Genomic DNA, 18,655 nt, shown 5'->3' with positions numbered 1-18,655 from the left:
ATGGCTCGTCGCCTCCGGATCCGGCACGTCACCCGCGTCGCGTACGCCCAGCCCGCGGCCTCCTCGCACAACGAGGTCCGGATGACCCCGCTGACCCTGCCGGGCCAGACCACGCTGGACGCGCGGGTCACCGTCACTCCGGCGACCACCGTCTGGTCGTACTGGGACTACTGGGGGACCCAGGTCACCGGGTTCGATCTGCTGGAGCCGCACGAGGATCTGACCATCACCGCGTCGAGCCTGGTGGAGACCTCGGCGCCGGGGCCGTTGCCGGAGCCGCCGGCCTGGGCGGAGGTGGCCGAACGGGCGGGCGGGTCACGCCTGTCGGAGTTCGTGACCGGGACGTCCCGGACGACGGTGCCGAGGAAGCTGGTGAAGAAGGCGCGGGAGGCCGCCGCCGGGCTGGGGCCGCACGAGGCCACGGTGGCCGTCTCCGGGATGGTGGCCGACCGGGTGACCTACCTGCCGGGGGCGACCAGTGTGAACACGTCACCGGCCGAGGCGTGGGCCCAGCGGGCGGGGGTGTGCCAGGACATCACGCATCTGACGATCGCCCTGCTGCGGGGGCTGGGGCTGCCCGCCCGGTACGTCTCGGGGTATCTGCACCCGGAGCGGGAGGCGGAGCTGCACCGTCCCGTCGCCGGGCAGAGCCATGCCTGGATCGAGTACTGGGCGGGTGACTGGTGCGGCTACGACCCGACGAACCGGGTGCGGGTCGACGAGTCGCACGTGGTGGTGGCCCGGGGGCGGGACTACGACGACGTCACGCCCCACAAGGGGATCTACCGAGGGGTCCCCGGCGGAACTCCTGAGGTGACGGTGGAGTTCACCAGGGTCGCGTAGCGGTCCGCGGGCCGGGCGGGGGCCGGTGTGGGCCGGTGTGGGCCGGGCCCCCGCGGTGGCGGGGCCTACTTGAGGCCCGCAGCCGCACACGCCGTCTTGTAGTCGGCCGTGCAGATCTGCGAGATCTTGTAGATGCCGTCCGCGACGACGGTGTCCTTGATCTTGCTCTTCGTCACGGCGCTGACCTGCACCAGCTGGGCCGGGATGTCCTTGTTGGTCGGGCTGTCGACCTGGTCCTGGGTGAGCGCGTCGAACTGGATGTCCTTGCCCTGCACCTTGTAGACGGCCATCTGGGCGGCGGCCTCGGCCTCGGCCGGGTAGGGCTTGTAGACGGTCATGTACTGCTCGCCGATGAGGATCCGCTGGATGGCGTCGAGGTCCGCGTCCTGGCCGGTGACCGGCGGCAGGTTGGTGATGCCGGCCGCCTTGAGGGACTTGATGATCTCGCCCGCCATCGCGTCGTTCGCGGAGTAGACGCCGGCGACGTTGTCCTTGCCGATCGCGTTGATCGCCTTGGTGGTCTCCTTCCCGGCGGTCGGCGGGTCCCAGTCCTTGGTGTCGAACATGGCGCCGTTCGGAATCGTCACCTTGCCGGTCAGCTCGGACAGCGCACCCGTCTTGAACTGCTTGGCGTTCGGGTCGGTCGGCGAGCCGTTGATCATGATGACCTTGTCGGAGGTGTCGACGTTCGACCCGAGGCCCTCCAGGAGCGTACGGGCCTGCACCTCGCCCACCAGCTCGTTGTCGAAGGAGACGTAGGCGTCGATCGGGCCCTCGGCGAGGCGGTCGTAGGCGATGACCGGGATGCCCGCGTCCTTGGCCTTCTTCACCGTGGCCGCGATGGCGTGCGAGTCGACCGCGTCCAGGACGATGACGTCGACCTTGTCGTCGATCATCTTCTGCATCTGCTCGGCCTGCTTGGAGGCGATGGACCCGGCGTTCGCGTACGCGATCCGCCCCTGCTTGTTGGTGAGCTCCGCGATCTTGGCCTTCATGATCGGGTAGTCGAAGTTCCGGTACCGGGTGTTGATGATGTCCGGCATCAGCACCCCCACGGTGATGTCGTTGCCCTTGGTGGGGCTCGCGGTGGTCGACGATCCCGTCGCGTTGAACACGCCGCAGCCGGCGAGCGAGAGGGTCATCGTGGACGCGGCCACAAACATGGCTATACGACGCATTCGGGGGCTCACTTCAGGTGCGTTCCGGACATGGGGCTGCTTGCGACCCAGATGTCTGAAAAGCCAACGCGTACGCCACACCCGGCGTCAAGCGGAACTACTTAACGAGTGCGCAACACTACCCTCTGCTGCACCTGTGAAGGCGAAGCGGAATCGTCTCCAAACTCTCTTTACGGACCCTCCATCCAAAGGGAGTTCACGGGCAGGCAAAGATCAGTACAACCAACTCCTTTCCTCATGAGTCGACATCGGCAACGGCCATCTCCGTCGTAACGGAAACGACCAGAGGATCGAATGAAGCCAGCCAGACGCACCGCGGCCGGCGCCGTGGTGCTCGCCACCGCCGGCACCCTGCTCGGCGGTGCCACCGTGTCCGCCTCGGCGGCCACGACGACCTGCACCGCACCGGTGTACAAGCGGCAGCTGTTCGCGAACACCACGTTCAAGGGCACACCGAAGAAGACGGACTGCGACTCCGCGATCAGCGAGAGCTGGAGCGGCGCCCCGGCGTCCGGCCTGCCGAAGGACAACTTCGGGGTGCGCTGGAGCGTCACCCGCGACTTCGGCTCCGGCGGCCCCTTCGCCCTCGCCGTCTCCGGATTCGACGGCATCCGGGTGTACGTCGACGGCGGCCGCAAGGTCGACCTGTGGAAGAACACGTCCAAGACGGTGACCAAGACCGTCAACGTGACGATCCCCAAGGGCCGGCACACCCTGCGGATCGACTACGTCAACTGGACCGGCGCCGCCAAGGTCAAGTTCACGTACACACCCCGCACCTCGGCCACCGTCGACAAGATCAAGCCGCTCGCGCCGAGCGGTGTGTCCGCCGTCTACCAACCGGACGGGGAGGGCACGAACACCCTGGTCGCCTGGGCCGCCAACAAGGAGCTGGACCTCGCCGGCTACCGGCTCTACCGGCGGCTCCAGGGCTCCGGCAGCTGGACCAGGGTGGCCACCACGGCGGCCGGCACCCGCCGGACCTGGGACGAGACACCGCCGACCGGGCAGTCGTACTACTACGAGGTACGCGCCTACGACAAGGCGGACAACGAGTCAGCGGGCTCCGCCGACCAGCTCATCGTGTCGCAGGACATGACCGTCCCCGCCGCCCCGGTCCTCACCGCCACCGCCGTGGAGGCCTCCAACAACCTCTCCTGGACGGCCCCCGCGGACGCGGTGAGCTACCGGATCTACCGCAAGGACGCCTCGGACACCGAGTACACCAAGCTCGCCGACACCACCGCCACGGGCTACCCGGACACCTCGGCGGCCTACGGCCACGCCTACGACTACAAGGTGAGCGCGCTCGACGCGGCACGGAACGCCCGCTCCTCCAACGTCGTACGCAGCACCCGGTCCATCGTCCCGCCGCAGAACGTGACGCCGACCGTGCCGAGCTACGGCGTGGTGTTCACCTGGACCGAGGCGGCGGGCGGCGACACCGTCGACTACGACGTCTACCGCTCCACCACCTCGCCGGTGGAGACCGGCTACGAGAACCTCACGGACTGCCGCAGCCGCAAGACCGGGAAGGACGCGGCGGGCAACACGGTCCGCAGCTGTGTCGACTACGACGGCGACCAGGGCACCACCTACCACTACGTGATGATCCGGAGGAACACCGCGGGCCGCTGGTCCACCGGGTCCGCCGAGATGACCGTCACCCGCCCCGGGGACGAGATCGCACCGCCTCCGGTGACCAACCTGACCGCGGAGCCCCTGGAGTACGGCTTCAAGCTGGACTGGGACGACAGCACGGCGGCGGACCTGAAGGAGTACCAGGTCTGGGAGTACCACTCCTGCTGCACGCCCGACTACCTGGGCACGGTGCCCGCCGGCACCTCCGAGTTCGTGGCCGGCCCGGAGGCGGCCGACGGCGGGTCGCACATGTACGTCGTCATCCCCGAGGACATCTACGGCAACTACCCCCGCTTCACGGGCGCCTACTGGGACGAGCCCGTCTCCCGGGTCACCGCCACCGAACTCGACCTGCGGCCGACGACCGTCCCCGAGGACACCGCGCCCTGCTCCCTGAACGCCTACACGACCCTCGGCGACGAGGGCGGCATGTACATCGACTGCGCCGACTCGGTGGCCACGGAGGCCGCCGGCATCAACGTGTACCGCTGGGACCGCACGACGCGGACCTACGTCCGGGTGACGGACACCCCGCTGACACCCACCGCCACCAGCTACACCGACCCCACCGTGCCGCACGGGACCACCGTGTACTACCTGCTCTCGGTGGTCGCCCACGACGGCTCGGAGACCTTCAGCAACGTGGACTCCAGCGTGTCCCTGCCGAGCGGAGCCTGATCTCACGATGAAGACCACCCTGACGGCGACGGCCGTGGTGCTCGCCACCACGGCCGGTGTCCTCGCCACCGTCGCCGCCCCCACCGCCTCGGCCGCGACGACCTGCGCCTCCCCCGTCTTCAAGCGGCAGTTGTTCGCGAACACCACGTTCAAGGGCACACCGAAGAAGACGGACTGCGACTCCGCGATCAGCGAGAGCTGGAGCGGCGCCCCGGCGTCCGGCCTGCCGAAGGACAACTTCGGGGTGCGCTGGAGCGTCACCCGCGACTTCGGCTCCGGCGGCCCCTTCGCCCTCGCCGCCTCCGGACTCGACGGCATCCGGGTGTACGTCGACGGCGGCCGCAAGGTCGACCTGTGGAAGAACACGACCAAGACGGTGACCAAGACCGTCAACGTGACGATCCCCAAGGGCCGGCACACCCTGCGGATCGACTACGTCAACTGGACCGGCGCCGCCAAGGTCAAGTTCACGTACACACCCCGCACCTCGGCCACCGTCGACAAGGTCAAGCCCCTCACCCCGCTGGATCCGCTGGTGTCCTACGACGGCGACGCCAACGCGACGAAGCTGAACTGGACGAAGAACCAGGAGATGGACCTCGCCGGCTACCGGGTCTACCGGCGCCTGCGGGGCAGCACCAGCTGGACGAAGGTGGGAACGACCACGGCGACGTCCCTGACCGACGCCCCGCCCGCGACCGGCGCCCTCTACTACTACGAGGTCCGCGCCTACGACAGGGCGGGCAACGAGTCGACCGGCACCGCCGACGCCCTGGTCACCAGCACCGTGCTGCAGCCACCTGCCCGGTTTACCGCGTCCGCCACCGACACGGGCGCCGAACTGAACTGGTCGGGGGTGCACGCCGCGGTGAAGTACCGGGTGGAGCGGACCGACTTCTACGGCGTCGTCACCAAGTCCTGGGAGCTCAAGTACACCGTGAGCCTCACCGACGACACGCTCGCCCGGGGCGAGACCGCCAGGTACCGGATCGCGGCCGTGGACGGCTCGGGCCACGCGTCGCCGTTCACCGATCTCCAGGGGGTGACCCGCCCGCTGGCCGCACCCCGCGAGCTCACGGCGACCGCGGGCATCGGCAGCGCGACCCTCCAGTGGACGGTGAAGCCGGAGGACGCCCCGTACGACGAGTTCCGCGTCTACCGCTCGACCACACTGCCCGTGGACACCTCGACAGCGCGGTGGGTGACCTGCACGACCAGCTTCACCACCCTCTCCGACGGGTCCCGCCGGTACAGCTGCGGCGACTTCTCGGCCGAGGAGGGCACGACGTACCACTACGCGGTGCAGAACGTGCAGTGGCCCAACGTCTCCCCGCTCTCCAACGCCGCGACCGTCACCACGCTGGTCTCGGACAAGCCGCCCGCCCAGGTGACCGGGCTGACGGCGACGGCCACGGAGTACGGCATCGAGCTGGACTGGGACGACAACACCGAGCCCGACCTGAAGCGGTACGCGGTCTACCGGGGCGTGGTGCTCGGCGAGGAGGGCGACGAGCAGGTCTGCTCCGGCTCGGAGTGGGCGTGGCTGCCAGCGGGCACCTCCCACTACCGGGACGTACGGCTGCCGGACGGCGACCACGCCTGCTACTGGGTGGACGCGATCGACAACGCGGGCAACTCCAGCAGATGGCTGGGGCCCGTGTCCGCGGTCGCCGTGGACGAACTGGACCTGACCCCGTCGGTGGCGACCCCAGAGGGCTCCCCGCTCACCCTGACGACGGACCCGACCGGCTCGGGTGTCGGCCTGTCGTGGAACGCCGTCGACTCGGCGACGGGCTACCAGGTCTACCGCTGGAACCCGGCCACGCGGACGTACGAGAAGCTGGCGGCCACCACGGACCGCTCCTACGACGACACCACGGCCGCCGCCGGCACCACCCACTACTACTGGGTGACCGCGCTGTACGCCGACGGCACGGAGTCGGCGCCCGGAGCGGACTGGGCCATCCTGGAGCCGTGACCACGAGAAGGGGCCCGGAGGATCTCCTCCGGGCCCCTTCCGCACAAAGCCGCTAGTCCTTGGCCTTCTTCGGCCGCCACACCACCAGCGCGCTGGTCTGCTGGACCTCCTGGTACGGGACCAGGTCACGGCGGTACGAGGCGTGTACCGCCGCTTCGCGCTGCCGCATCGCGGCCGCCGCGCCGTCCAGGGCCGCTTCCATCTCGGCCACGCGGGCCTGGAGCGCGGCGACCTGGTTCTCCAGTTCGATGATGCGCTTGATGCCGGCCAGGTTGATGCCCTCGTCCTGTGACAACGCCTGCACCTGGCGGAGCAGTTCGATGTCGCGGGCCGAGTAGCGCCGGCCCCGCCCGGCCGTGCGGTCCGGGGAGACCAGGCCCAGGCGGTCGTACTGGCGCAGCGTCTGCGGGTGCAGTCCGGAGAGCTGGGCCGCCACCGAGATGACGTAGACCGGGGTCTCCTCGGTCAGCTCGTACGGGTTGCGTCGACGGCCGTCCATCTCTGTCATGCTCCCTTCGCGGCCTCGAACAGCTCGGCACGCGGGTCCTCACCCGCGGTCGCCTCGCGATACGCCTCCAGCGCGTCACGAGCATTCCCCGACAGGTCCTTCGGGACACTCACCTCGACGGTGACCAGGAGGTCGCCGCGGGTGCCGTCCTTGCGGACCGCGCCCTTGCCACGGGCGCGCATGGTGCGGCCGTTGGGCGTGCCCGGGGGCAGCTTCAGGGTGACCGGCGGTCCGCCCAGGGTGGGCACCCTGACCTCGCCGCCGAGTGCCGCCTCGGTGAAGGTCACCGGGACGGTCACCGTGAGGTTGTCCTCCTTGCGGCCGAACACCGGGTGGGTGTCGACGTGGACCATGACGTACAGGTCGCCCGCCGGACCGCCGCGCTCGCCCGGCGCGCCCTTGCCGCGCAGCCGGATCCGCTGGCCGTCGGTCACCCCGGCGGGGATGCGGACCTGCATGGTCCGGGACGACTTGGCACGGCCGCTGCCCTTGCAGTCGAGGCAGGGGTGCTCCGCGATCAGGCCGCGGCCCTTGCAGTCCGGGCAGGGGTCGGTGAGCGAGAAGCCGCCTCCGGATCCCCGCGCCACCTGGCCGGTGCCGACACAGGTCGGGCACACCCGCGGTGTGCCGTTCTTGTCACCGGTGCCCGAACAGGCCTTGCAGGGGGCCTGCGAGGACATCCGCAGCGGGACCGTGGCGCCCTCGATGGCCTCCGTGAAGCTGAGCGTGACCTCGGACTCGATGTCCTGGCCGCGCCGGGGCTGGGTGCGCGTGCCCGCGCCGCCGCCCCGGTTGAACAAGCCCCCCAGGACGTCGCCGAAACCCCCGCCGAAGCCGCCCCCGCCCTGTTGTTGCGCGTTGCCCCCGAAGAGGTCGCCCAGGTCGAAGTTGAAGTTGCCGCCGCCCGCGCCCGGCCCCGGGCGGAAGCCGCCGTTGCCGAAGAGGGCGCGTGCCTCGTCGTACTCCTTGCGCTTCTTGGGGTCACCGAGCACGTCGTTCGCCTCGGAGATCTCCTTGAAGCGCTCCTCGGCCTTGGCGTTGCCCTTGTTGGCGTCCGGGTGGAACTCGCGGGCGAGCTTCCGGTACGCCTTCTTGATCTCGGCCTCGGTGGCGTCCTTGGGGACGCCGAGGACCTTGTAGTAGTCCTTCTCGATGAAGTCCTTGGTGCTCATCCCCGACGCCCCTCCTTCCGCTCGGTACTTATTACGTCAGCCCTCCTCAGGGCCGTTGTCCTTCTCGTCGCCTGCCGCGGGGGCCTCTTCGGTCCCCTCGGCCTTCACCGGGGTCGCTCCCGGCTGCGGTTCGGCGACCGCCACCCGCGCGGGGCGGATGGTGCGCTCGCCGATGCGATACCCGGGCTGCAGAATCGCCACGCACATCGTCTCGGTGACGTCGGGCGCGTACGAGTGCATCAGGGCCTCGTGGATCGTCGGGTCGAAGGGCTCGCCCTCCTTGCCGAACTGCTGGAGTCCCATCTTCGCCGCGACCGTTTCGAGCGACTCGGCCACCGACTTGAAACCGCCGACCAGTTCGCCGTGTTCCCGCGCGCGGCCGATGTCGTCGAGCACCGGCAGGAGTTCGGTCAGGAGGTTCGCGATGGCGATCTCCCGGACCGTGATCCGGTCGCGCTCCACCCGGCGGCGGTAGTTCTGGTACTCGGCCTGGAGGCGCTGGAGGTCCGCGGTGCGCTCGGTGAGCGCGGTGCGCACCTGGTCCAGCTGCGCCGTCAGACCGGCCAGCTGTGCGCTTGAGTCCCCGGCCGGGGCCGCCCCCTGTGCGGGAGCGGCCTTCGGCTCGGCGTCGTCGGAGGTGGCGCCGGAGGGGACGTCGGGCTTCTCCTCGAAGCCCGGGGTCTCCTCCGTCACGCGGCACCGTCCTTGCGCTCGTCGTCGACGATCTCGGCGTCCACCACGTCGTCGGCGTCACCGGCAGCCGGACCGGCGGGACCGCCGGCGGCGGCCTGCGAGGCCTGGGCGTCGGCGTACATGGCCTGGCCGAGCTTCTGGGAGACGGCCGCGACCTTCTCCGTGGCGGTGCGGATCTCGGCGGTGTCCTCGCCCTTGAGCGTCTCCTTCAGCTCGGCGATGGACTCCTCGACCTCGGTCTTGATCTCGCCCGGGACCTTGTCCTCGTTGTCCTTGAGGAACTTCTCGGTCTGGTAGACCAGCTGCTCGCCCTGGTTGCGGGTCTCGGCGGCCTCGCGGCGGCGGTGGTCCTCCTCCGCGTACTGCTCGGCCTCCTGGCGCATCCGGTCGACCTCGTCCTTCGGCAGCGAGGAGCCGCCGGTGACGGTCATCTTCTGCTCCTTGCCCGTGCCCAGGTCCTTCGCGGTCACGTGCATGATGCCGTTGGCGTCGATGTCGAAGGCGACCTCGATCTGCGGGACACCGCGCGGGGCCGGCGGCAGACCGGTCAGCTCGAACATGCCGAGCTTCTTGTTGTACGCCGCGATCTCGCGCTCGCCCTGGTAGACCTGGATCTGGACGGAGGGCTGGTTGTCCTCGGCGGTGGTGAAGATCTCGGACCGCTTGGTCGGGATCGTCGTGTTCCGCTCGATGAGCTTGGTCATGATGCCGCCCTTGGTCTCGATACCGAGGGACAGCGGGGTCACGTCGAGGAGCAGGACGTCCTTGACCTCACCCTTGAGGACACCGGCCTGGAGGGCGGCGCCGATGGCGACGACCTCGTCCGGGTTGACGCCCTTGTTGGCGTCCTTGCCGCCGGTCAGCTCCTTTACGAGCTCCGCGACGGCGGGCATACGGGTGGAGCCGCCGACGAGGACGACGTGGTCGATCTCGCCGAGCTGGATGCCGGCGTCCTTGATGACGTTGTGGAACGGCGTCTTGCAGCGCTCCAGGAGGTCCGCGGTCAGCTGCTGGAACTGGGCGCGGGTGAGCTTCTCGTCGAGGTGCAGGGGGCCCTCGGCGGAGGCGGTGATGTAGGGCAGGTTGATCGAGGTCTCGGTGGAGCTGGACAGCTCGATCTTGGCCTTCTCGGCAGCCTCACGCAGACGCTGCAGGGCCATCTTGTCCTTGCCCAGGTCCACGCCGTGGCCGGACGCGAACTGCTTCACCAGGTAGTCGACGACCCGCTGGTCCCAGTCGTCACCACCGAGGTGGTTGTCGCCGTTCGTGGCCTTCACCTCGACGACGCCGTCGCCGATCTCCAGGAGGGACACGTCGAAGGTGCCGCCACCGAGGTCGAAGACGAGGATCGTCTGGTCGTCCTTGTCGAGGCCGTACGCCAGCGCCGCGGCGGTCGGCTCGTTCACGATGCGCAGGACGTTCAGGCCCGCGATCTCGCCGGCCTCCTTCGTCGCTTGGCGCTCGGAGTCGTTGAAGTAGGCCGGGACGGTGATGACCGCGTCGGTCACCTTCTCACCCAGGTAGGCCTCCGCGTCCCGCTTCAGCTTCTGCAGGATGAACGCGGAGATCTGCTGCGGGTTGAAGTCCTTCCCGTCCAGCTGGATCTTCCAGTCGGTGCCCATGTGACGCTTCACGGACCGGATGGTGCGGTCCACGTTGGTGACCGCCTGACGCTTGGCGACCTCGCCGACCAGAACCTCGCCGTTCTTGGCGAAGGCGACGACGGACGGCGTGGTCCGGGCACCCTCGGCGTTGGTGATGACGGTGGGCTCGCCGCCTTCAAGAACGCTGACGACAGAGTTAGTCGTGCCCAGGTCGATGCCGACCGCACGTGCCATGGTGATTTCCTCCAGCTGACTTGAGTGGAACGGACTCAAGTGTGCATCAAGCCTGGCCATGGGTCAACAGACCTGAGTCGTGAAGACTCAACTCTTATCCGTTCCTTACACGCAAGTGGCCGCTGACCTGCGTGGATTCCAGGCGTCGGGGTCCATACACGGGCACCCGAAGGAGTAGCAGCACGACGCTGACGGTGACGCAGGCGACGCAGGTGGCGCCTGTCCGCCCGACCCAGCCACCATGCACGAGCACCCCGACGAGTACCCCCGCGAAGGATCCGGCGCCGAGGAAGACGGTCGTGCCCGGCGGGGTGAGCCCGAGCCGCCGCAGCCGGTGGGCGAGGTGGTCGGGCCCGCGCCGCAGCACCGGCCGCCCGGCGAGCAGCCGCGACAGCACCACGAGCAGGACGTCGGCGCTCGCGACGGCGGTGAGCGCGAACAGCACCCCCGCGCTGGCGCCGGGGTCGTACCCGGTCCGGGTGATCAGCGCGGCCGCGGCCAGCACGAACCCGGCGAACAGCGAGCCGGTGGCGCCCAGCGCGATCCGCGCGGGGTGCCAGTTGTGCATCAGGAACCCGGTGAGCGCGGCCGCGAGCACGCTCAGCAGCACGGCCAGCCCGTCCATGACCTCGGCGGCGGCACAGGCCCCGACCCCGAAGGCGGTGATCACCCCCACGGTCCCGGCCAGCCCGTCCGCGTGGTCGAGCCCCTTGAAGGCGACGGCGACGAAGGCGATCCATCCGACCCCGAGCACCCCTTCGACCACCCCGAACTCCCCGTACGGCACCACGCAGGCGGCCGCCACCGCCGTACCGAGGAGCAGGAACCGGGTCTTCAGCCGCCACACGTCGGCGACCAGCCCGAGGAGCGCCACGGCTCCCCCGGCGGCCAGCAGCTCCCCGACCCCGGTACCGAGCGGGGCGACCCCGCTCCAGTCACCGGCGCCGGCGACCAGACAGGTGGCGCCCACGACGGCGAACCCGCCGAGCACCGGGACGGGGCGCGCCCGCCGGCGGTCGACGAGCCCCAGCCGCAGCGCGAGCGGCCGGATCAGCGCGGCGAGGACGGCGGCGAGCAGCAGGGCGGTGGTGGCGGCGACGATCCCGTAGAGCACGGGTCTAAATTAGACCTAAATGTAACAATTCCGTACGAATAACACGAATAACACGATCACTTTGCCGCCGCAAGGCAGCGGCAGGTCAGGCACACCTCAGCGATTCAGATCACCCCGCACCTGACTACAGTGCGAGTAAAGATGCGGGTAGTCTCAGACCGACTGCATAAGTTACCGCTTAGTAATTTCGGGCACCCTCGCGAAGAGACCCGAAGAGACCCCTCGCAGGCCCGAGGAGCCCCCCATGCAACTCGCCGCGATCATCGTGTCGCTGGTTCTGATCGTGGTCGGCGTGGCGTTGTTCGCCCGCGCCGTCCTGCAGATCTACAACTTCATGCGGCTCGGCCAGAACGTGCCCGCCGGCACCCGTACCGACGAGCCCGTGCAGCGGACCGTCACGGTGGTCAGGGAGTTCCTCGGCCACACCCGGATGAACCGGTGGGGCATCGTCGGCGTGGCGCACTGGTTCGTCGCGGTCGGCTTCTTCTCGCTGCTGCTGACGATCGTCAACGCCGTCGGCCAGCTGTTCCAGGCCGACTGGCTGCTGCCGATCATCGGCGAGTGGGCGCCGTACAACGTCTTCGTCGAGTTCATCGGCACCATGACGGTCCTCGGCATCCTGGTGCTGATCGTCATCCGCCAGCTGAGCAAGCCGAACCGGCCCGGCCGCAAGTCCCGCTTCGCCGGTTCCAACTTCGGCCAGGCGTACTTCGTCGAGACGGTCATCCTGATCGTCGGTGTCTGCATCTTCATGCTGCACGCCCTGGAGGGCGCCCAGCACCACGTGGACTCCTACGAGGCCTCCTTCTTCATCTCCTACCCGGTGGTCTCCTGGCTGCGGGGCATGGACGTCTCCACGCTCCAGAACCTCACCTACTTCTTCGCCGGCCTGAAGATCGCGACCTCGTTCATCTGGATGATCGTGGTCGCCCTCAAGACCGACATGGGCGTCGCCTGGCACCGCTTCCTGGCCTTCCCGAACATCTGGTTCAAGCGCAACGCCACCGGTGAGACCTCCCTGGGCGCCCTGCTGCCGATGACCTCCGGCGGCAAGCCGATCGACTTCACCGACCCCGGTGACGACGACGTCTTCGGTGTCTCCCAGGTCGAGCAGTTCTCCTGGAAGGGCCTGCTGGACTTCTCCACCTGCACCGAGTGCGGCCGCTGCCAGTCGCAGTGCCCGGCCTGGAACACCGGCAAGCCGCTCTCCCCCAAGCTGCTGATCATGTCGCTGCGCGACCACGCCCACGCCAAGGCGCCCTACCTGCTCGCGGGCGGCGGCAAGACCGCCGAGGGCGAAGAGAAGGCGAGCGAGGAGCAGCTGGCAGGCGTGCCCGCCGCCGCCCTCGCCGAGGCCGAGCGGCCCCTCATCGGCACCGCCGAGGAGAACGGCGTCATCGACCCGGACGTCCTGTGGTCCTGCACCACCTGCGGCGCCTGTGTCGAGCAGTGCCCGGTGGACATCGAGCACGTCGACCACATCGTCGACATGCGCCGCTACCAGGTGATGATCGAGAGCGCCTTCCCCTCCGAGGCGGGCACGATGCTCAAGAACCTGGAGAAGAAGGGCAACCCCTGGGGCCTGGCGAAGAAGCAGCGCCTGGAGTGGCTCAAGGAGGTCGACTTCGAGATCCCGGTCGTCGGCAAGGACATCGAGGACCTCACCGAGGTCGAGTACCTGTACTGGGTCGGCTGCGCGGGCTCCCTCGAAGACCGCGCCAAGAAGACGACGAAGGCCTTCGCCGAACTCCTCCACATCGCGGGCGTCAAGTTCGCGATCATGGGCGGCGACGAGAAGTGCACCGGCGACTCCGCCCGCCGCCTCGGCAACGAGCCCCTGTTCCAGGAGCTCGGCATGGAGAACGTCATGGCGCTGAACATGGCGTTCGGCGAGGAGACGGACGACGACGGCAAGGTGACCGAGGAGTCCCGCAAGCCGAAGTCGGCCAAGAAGATCGTCGCCACCTGCCCGCACTGCCTCAACACCATCGGCAACGAGTACCCGCAGCTCGGCGGCGACTACGAGGTCATCCACCACACCCAGCTGCTCCAGCACCTGGTGGACGAGGGCAAGCTGGTCCCGGTCACCCCGGTCGAGGGCATCATCACCTACCACGACCCCTGCTACCTGGGCCGCCACAACAAGATCTACACGCCGCCGCGCGAGATCATCGCCAGCGTCCCGGGCCTGCGCAACGAGGAGATGCACCGCCACAAGGAGCGCGGCTTCTGCTGTGGCGCCGGCGGTGCCCGGATGTGGATGGAAGAGCGCATCGGCAAGCGCATCAACAACGAGCGCGTGGACGAGGCACTGTCGGTGAACCCCGACATCGTCTCGACGGCCTGCCCGTTCTGCCTGGTGATGCTCACCGACTCGGTCAACGGCAAGAAGAACGAGGGCAAGGCCAAGGAGTCCATCACGGTGGTCGACGTGGCCCAGCTGCTCCTGGACTCCGTGAAGACGCCGGTCGACCCGGCGGGCGAGGCGGAGCAGGAGAGCGCGCCGGAGCCGGAGCCGGTGAAGTAACCCGTTCGCACGAGAAGCGCCCCCCGACCCACTGCGGGTCGGGGGGCGCTTCTCGTGTGCTCCGGCTCGGTCAGCCGCGCGGGCGCTCGAAGGTCAGCAGCAGGCCCTCGACGGCGCCGGGACCTATCCGGCCCTTGACGTCGGCGGAGGTGATGGCCTTGAGGCCCCAGCCGTCCTCGGCGTGCTTGTTGAGGACCTTCTCCAGCTTGTCGCTGTCCAGCGCGTCGCCGATCAGCGACTCCCGGAAGGTGACGACCTTGTACTCGTACGCGTAGGCACTGCTCATGACTGAGGGATCCTCCTGCCGGCCGGGGCCGGGTCGGGACGGGTTGCCGGGGCCAGACAATCACCCCGGGGCACCGCCGCACACCGCGGGACCGGAATTGGGCGGCGCCGGTCGCGTCAGGCCGCGGCGGCGGTGGCGTTGACGGTGACCGGGATGTTGCCGCGCGTGGCCTTGGAGTAGGGACAGATCCGGTGGGCGGCCGCACCCAGCTCGGCGGCGGTGGCCTGGTCGACGCCGCCGAGTTCGAGATCGAGTACGGCGGCCAGGCCGAACTCCCCGTCGTCACCGTGATGGAGGGTGACCTCGGCGGTGATGGCGGTGCTCGTCAGCCGGACCTTGCGCTCGGCCGCGGCGCGGCGCACGGCGCCCAGGAAACACGCCGCCCAGCCCGCCGCGAACAGCTGCTCGGGGTTGGTGGCGTCGCCGGCGCCGCCCAGCTCCTTCGGGATGGCCAGCGTGGTCCGAAGAAGCCCGTCGGCGGAGTGGACCCGGCCGCCGTTGCGGCCCTCTCCGTCGACGTTCACGACGGCGGTGTAGCTGACGGCCATGACAGTTCTCCCTTGTTCGTCACCTGTCGAAGCGGTGATCAGATACTTGCAGGCCTCGTCGTCACCAGTCAAGCCGGTGATGCATGAGGAGAGTGAACTGCATATAAAGCCATCCAGCGAAATTCATCACCCTCTTGACTGGTGACGACCCTCATGCGACAGTCGCTGAGCATCGAGTCGCACGAAGGGAGTTCAGCGATGGAGAGCCGGAACACCAAGGACTTCACGGCCGCTACGGCCGCCACGGACGACGCGGCGGCGGCGCTGCGGCGGGCGCGGTTCGGGGCACTGCCCGCGCGCATCCGCCTTGAGGACATGGTCGAGGAACACACGGCCACCCCGGCCGACCCGGCCCGCTACGCCTACGACCCCGAGGGGTCATGGGCGTCCTTCTCCTGCCTCGCCGCCGATCTCGGCCTCTGAGGGCCGGCCTTGATGGCAGCGGAGTCACCCGTCAGAATGGTGATGTGAACCTCGACAGCGCCTCCCATGTGTTCGTCTGCGGAAACCCGGCCCTGGACTTCGCCGCCACGCTCCGGGCGCGCCGGTCGGTGCGCTTCGAGATGTTCGTGACGCCGGACCGGCTGAACGCCTGGTACGTGGAGTCGGGCATCGTCGACGCGGTCTCGCCCGGCGAGGAGGCCGACGTCGAGCAGGCCAGGGCCGTGCGCGAGGCCGTCTACCGGCTGGTGACCGCCCGCCGGCTGGGCGAGGAGTACGACGGGGCGGCGCTGACCGTCGTCAACAACGCGGCACGCAAGCCGCCCGCGGTGCCACAGCTCACGCCGTCGGGGCGCTGGACACAGGCCACGCCGGAGGAGGCCCTCTCCCTGGTGGCACGGCACGCCGTCGAGCTGCTGAGTGGGCCGGACGTGCCGCTGCTGAAGGAGTGCGAGAACCCGGAGTGCACCCGCACCTACATCGACCGCTCCCGGGGGATGCGGCGGCAGTGGTGCGGGATGGAGTCCTGCGGAAACAGGATCAAGGCAGCCGCGTACCGGGCTCGCAAGAAGACGGCGCCTGCGGCGGCCCGCTGAGGCGCAGGTGCTCGATGCCGGTGTCGAGGGCCGCCTTGAGGTGGGTCGAGTCACCGGTGGACATCATGATCGAGACACCGCCCTGGATGCCCGCGAGCAGTGCGGCGGACGTGCGGTCGACGTCGAGGTCCGGTGACACCAGCCCGTTCGCCTGGAGGGCGCGCATGCCGCGGGCCAGCTGCTGCCGCCACTGCCGCATCAGCTCCGTGACGATCGCCCGGGCGCCGGGACCGGCTCGACCGACCTGGAGGAACAGCGAGCCCAGGGGGCACTGGTCGCCCTGGAGTTCGTAGCGTTCCACCACCACGTCCCGCCACTGCCGCCAGGACTCCCAGGAGTCCAGCCGCCCCAGGTGCGGCTGCTGGTCCGCCAGGACCCGGTCCGCCTCGTACCGGGCCACCGCGAGCAGCAGGGCGTCCTTGCCGTCGGGGAAGTAGTGGAAGAGCTGGCTCTTGCTGGTGCCGGTACGGCCGCGGATGTCGTCGAGCGTGGTGGCCGCGACCCCCTGCGCGCGCAGCACCTCGGCGGCCCCCTCGACGATCCGGGCCCGGGTGGCCCGACCCTTCGCGGTCAGCGTCTCAGGCAGCGTCTGCGTCTCAGGCATCCGGCTCCTCCCTCCGAACTCCGGTGGCGTGGATCGCGCCGGCGGTCGACTTTCTGGACTTGCTGGTCCATTTTATGCGACGCACAGTGGACCGCACCCCGCTCGGCGCGGGATACGGACCGCCGCGGGATACGGACTCAGGAGGACGGCGTCATGAGTGAACGGCTGCGGAACAAGACGGCCCTGGTCACGGGGTCGACCAGCAACATCGGGCAGGCGATCGCCGAGGCGATGGCCGCCGAGGGGGCCCATGTCGTCGTGTCCGGGCGCAATGCGGAACGGGGCGCACAGGTGGTGGCGGGGATCCGCGCCGCCGGTGGCCGGGCCGACTTCCTGGCGGCGGACCTCGACGGCAGCCCGGAGGCTTCCCGGGACCTGGCCGCCCGGGCCCGCGAGACCCTGGGCGGGCGGATCGACATCCTCGTGAACAACGCCGGCATCTATCCCTCCCCGGGCACCACCGCCACCGACGAGAAGACGTTCGACCAGGTCTACGCGGTCAACGTCAAGGCGCCGTTCTTCCTGACCGCCGCCGTCGCCCCGGCGATGGTGGAGGCCGGCGGCGGGGCGATCATCAACCTCGGCTCGTGGATCGCCCGGCTCGCCGTCCCCGTCGGCGCGCTCTACAGCTCCACCAAGGGGGCGATGGAGACCCTCACCCGGGCCTGGGCGGCGGAGTTCGGTCCCCAGGGGGTGCGGGTCAACGCCGTCTCACCGGGCGTGATCCTGCCCCCGACCCCGCCGGGCGCGGAGCCCCACCCGGGCGAGGTCATGATGAAGGGCACCCCGGCCGGTCAGGTCGGCACCCCGGACGCCATCGCCCATGCCGTGGTCTGGCTGGCCGGCGACGAGGCGTCCTTCGTGCACGGCACCGTGGTGGATGTCGACGGGGGCAGGACCGGGGTCGCCGTCGTCACGACGTAGCGCGGCCGGTCGGTCGGGTTCGTCGGTCGGGTTCGTGGAACCGGGTCAGGGCCGGGTCAGGGGGCGAATGCTCCCCACGGGCCGAGGGTGAAGGCGTCGCCCTGCTTGCGGACCTCCACCGCGCCGGCTCCGCCGAAGTGTGCGGGGACGACCAGTTCGCGGGTGGCGGCGGCCCGTTCGAGGATGCGGCGGCGGCCGGCCACCGCCTGCCCGGGGTCGAGGCAGAAGCAGCTGTTCCAGCGCGGCTGGAGGATCTGGACCGGGCTGTGCAGCAGATCGCCGACGAAGACCGCCCGGTCGTCCCCCGACGCGAGCCGGAGCACCGAGGATCCGGGGGTGTGGCCGGGGACCGACTCCAGGGTGAGGTGTTCGTCGATGCGGTAGCCGCCGTCCCACAGGAGGGCCTGCCCGGCCCGGTGGACGGGCGCGATGCTGTCCTCGTAGATCAGCCGGTCGTCCTCCCGCGCGCCTTTCGCGTAGCCGCCCCGGGGCCCGAAGTAGAAGTCGTCGGCGGCCGGGACGAGGTACCGGGCGTTGGGGAACGTGGGCGCCCAGCCGCCGTCGACGGCCATGGTGTTCCAGCCGACGTGATCGGCGTGGATGTGGGTGTTGACGACGACGTCGACGTCCTGCGGCCGCACCCCGGCGCGGGCCAGCAGACCGAGGAAGTCGCCCTGCCACTGGTGGAATCCGGGTGCGCCGGGCCGCTCGCGCCCGTTGCCCACCGAGGTGTCGACCAGGACGGTCCGCCCGCCGCTGCGCAGCACCCACGTCTGCAGTGCGACCACCGCCCTGTCGGTGTCCGGGTCCCAGTGGTCCGGCGCCAGCCAGTGCGCGTTGTCCGTCCAGACCTCGGCGGTCGACTCCGGCACCAGGGTTCGGGTCGGTGTGTAGGCCGCCCGGAACTCGACGACCCGGGTGACCTCGACGTCCCCCAGTACGACGCTCTGGGTGAGGCCGCCGCTCCCGCCGCCCTCGCCTGCCGCGTTCCCGTTCCCGTTCACGTCCGTGTCCGTGTCCGTGTCCGTGTTCATGAGATCGACCCTAAGAGGCATCTGCAGAGCGTCTCAATGCTTTTCCGGCTCA

The 18,655-nt window shown here is 69.7% G+C and carries 17 protein-coding genes; 7 read left to right on the top strand and 10 right to left on the bottom strand.

All coding sequences use genetic code 11. The annotated features are described in order from the left end of the window. Nucleotides 1-843, top strand: coding sequence for a transglutaminase family protein (locus tag ABZ642_RS36725; protein WP_360492614.1), 843 nt, complete (start codon nt 1-3; stop codon nt 841-843). Between the two features lie 65 nt (nt 844-908). Here ABZ642_RS36725 and ABZ642_RS36720 read toward each other — a convergent pair whose 3' ends face one another. Then, complete coding sequence (locus ABZ642_RS36720; RefSeq protein WP_360492611.1) at nt 909-2,021, bottom strand: substrate-binding domain-containing protein; 1,113 nt, start codon at nt 2,019-2,021, stop codon at nt 909-911. A 294-nt stretch (nt 2,022-2,315) separates the two neighbouring features. Between ABZ642_RS36720 and ABZ642_RS36715 the strand changes: the two genes are divergently transcribed. Together ABZ642_RS36715 and ABZ642_RS36710 are read left to right on the top strand one after the other, a co-directional pair. After that, on the top strand, nt 2,316-4,340 hold the full coding sequence (locus ABZ642_RS36715) for a PA14 domain-containing protein (RefSeq protein WP_360492607.1): 2,025 nt from the start codon (nt 2,316-2,318) through the stop codon (nt 4,338-4,340). Nucleotides 4,341-4,347: 7 nt separating this feature from the next. Continuing rightward, nucleotides 4,348-6,318 carry a PA14 domain-containing protein gene (locus ABZ642_RS36710; protein WP_360492604.1) on the top strand — a complete coding sequence of 657 codons (1,971 nt, stop codon included), beginning with the start codon at nt 4,348-4,350 and terminating at the stop codon, nt 6,316-6,318. A gap of 52 nt (nt 6,319-6,370) precedes the next feature. Here ABZ642_RS36710 and ABZ642_RS36705 read toward each other — a convergent pair whose 3' ends face one another. From ABZ642_RS36705 to ABZ642_RS36685, 5 genes are all read right to left on the bottom strand, one after another. Then, nucleotides 6,371-6,817: a helix-turn-helix domain-containing protein gene (locus tag ABZ642_RS36705; protein WP_351708068.1), complete on the bottom strand. Its 447-nt coding sequence runs from the start codon at nt 6,815-6,817 to the stop codon at nt 6,371-6,373. A 5-nt stretch (nt 6,818-6,822) separates the two neighbouring features. Beyond that, nucleotides 6,823-7,998 (bottom strand): molecular chaperone DnaJ, encoded by a 1,176-nt coding sequence (gene dnaJ, locus ABZ642_RS36700; protein ID WP_360492601.1) that lies wholly within the window; start codon nt 7,996-7,998, stop codon nt 6,823-6,825. Nucleotides 7,999-8,034: 36 nt separating this feature from the next. After that, the gene (gene grpE, locus ABZ642_RS36695; RefSeq protein WP_351708062.1) at nt 8,035-8,691 is read right to left on the bottom strand and encodes a nucleotide exchange factor GrpE; all 657 of its coding nucleotides are present in this window, start codon (nt 8,689-8,691) and stop codon (nt 8,035-8,037) included. Next, the gene (dnaK, locus tag ABZ642_RS36690) at nt 8,688-10,529 is read right to left on the bottom strand and encodes a molecular chaperone DnaK (protein ID WP_360492598.1); all 1,842 of its coding nucleotides are present in this window, start codon (nt 10,527-10,529) and stop codon (nt 8,688-8,690) included. Before dnaK ends, grpE begins: the two co-directional genes overlap by 4 nt. Before the next feature lie 94 nt (nt 10,530-10,623). Further along, complete coding sequence (locus ABZ642_RS36685; protein ID WP_360492595.1) at nt 10,624-11,643, bottom strand: MraY family glycosyltransferase; 1,020 nt, start codon at nt 11,641-11,643, stop codon at nt 10,624-10,626. A gap of 244 nt (nt 11,644-11,887) precedes the next feature. Between ABZ642_RS36685 and ABZ642_RS36680 the strand changes: the two genes are divergently transcribed. Next, nucleotides 11,888-14,170 carry a (Fe-S)-binding protein gene (locus tag ABZ642_RS36680; protein ID WP_360492592.1) on the top strand — a complete coding sequence of 761 codons (2,283 nt, stop codon included), beginning with the start codon at nt 11,888-11,890 and terminating at the stop codon, nt 14,168-14,170. A 70-nt stretch (nt 14,171-14,240) separates the two neighbouring features. Here the strand turns inward: ABZ642_RS36680 and ABZ642_RS36675 are convergent, their stop codons facing one another. Both ABZ642_RS36675 and ABZ642_RS36670 read right to left on the bottom strand, forming a co-directional pair. Continuing rightward, nucleotides 14,241-14,456: a DUF4177 domain-containing protein gene (locus tag ABZ642_RS36675; RefSeq protein WP_352222334.1), complete on the bottom strand. Its 216-nt coding sequence runs from the start codon at nt 14,454-14,456 to the stop codon at nt 14,241-14,243. A 116-nt stretch (nt 14,457-14,572) separates the two neighbouring features. Then, nucleotides 14,573-15,004: an Ohr family peroxiredoxin gene (locus ABZ642_RS36670; RefSeq protein WP_360492589.1), complete on the bottom strand. Its 432-nt coding sequence runs from the start codon at nt 15,002-15,004 to the stop codon at nt 14,573-14,575. Between the two features lie 198 nt (nt 15,005-15,202). Between ABZ642_RS36670 and ABZ642_RS36665 the strand changes: the two genes are divergently transcribed. Together ABZ642_RS36665 and ABZ642_RS36660 are read left to right on the top strand one after the other, a co-directional pair. Further along, nucleotides 15,203-15,427 carry a hypothetical protein gene (locus ABZ642_RS36665; protein ID WP_360492586.1) on the top strand — a complete coding sequence of 75 codons (225 nt, stop codon included), beginning with the start codon at nt 15,203-15,205 and terminating at the stop codon, nt 15,425-15,427. Between the two features lie 44 nt (nt 15,428-15,471). Further along, nucleotides 15,472-16,041 carry a CGNR zinc finger domain-containing protein gene (locus tag ABZ642_RS36660; protein ID WP_360492583.1) on the top strand — a complete coding sequence of 190 codons (570 nt, stop codon included), beginning with the start codon at nt 15,472-15,474 and terminating at the stop codon, nt 16,039-16,041. Here the strand turns inward: ABZ642_RS36660 and ABZ642_RS36655 are convergent. After that, a complete protein-coding gene (locus ABZ642_RS36655; RefSeq protein ID WP_360492748.1) occupies nt 15,986-16,627 on the bottom strand; it encodes a TetR/AcrR family transcriptional regulator in 642 nt (213 codons plus the stop codon). The genes ABZ642_RS36660 and ABZ642_RS36655 overlap by 56 nt on opposite strands. Before the next feature lie 171 nt (nt 16,628-16,798). Here ABZ642_RS36655 and ABZ642_RS36650 point away from each other — a divergent pair, with 171 nt between their 5' ends. Next, entirely contained in the window at nt 16,799-17,569 is a 771-nt protein-coding gene (locus tag ABZ642_RS36650) for an SDR family oxidoreductase (RefSeq protein WP_360492580.1), read from the top strand. A gap of 56 nt (nt 17,570-17,625) precedes the next feature. On the opposite strand, the gene ABZ642_RS36645 is transcribed toward ABZ642_RS36650, so the two are convergent. Then, the gene (locus ABZ642_RS36645) at nt 17,626-18,603 is read right to left on the bottom strand and encodes an MBL fold metallo-hydrolase (RefSeq protein ID WP_360492577.1); all 978 of its coding nucleotides are present in this window, start codon (nt 18,601-18,603) and stop codon (nt 17,626-17,628) included. Nucleotides 18,604-18,655: the final 52 nt, after the last annotated feature.

Origin of the sequence: Streptomyces sp. NPDC007157, from assembly GCF_040634235.1 — a bacterium.
Classification (GTDB): Bacteria; Actinomycetota; Actinomycetes; order Streptomycetales; family Streptomycetaceae; genus Streptomyces.
Note: the sequence above shows the minus strand (reverse complement) of the source record. Positions and strands in the feature narration are given on the sequence as shown.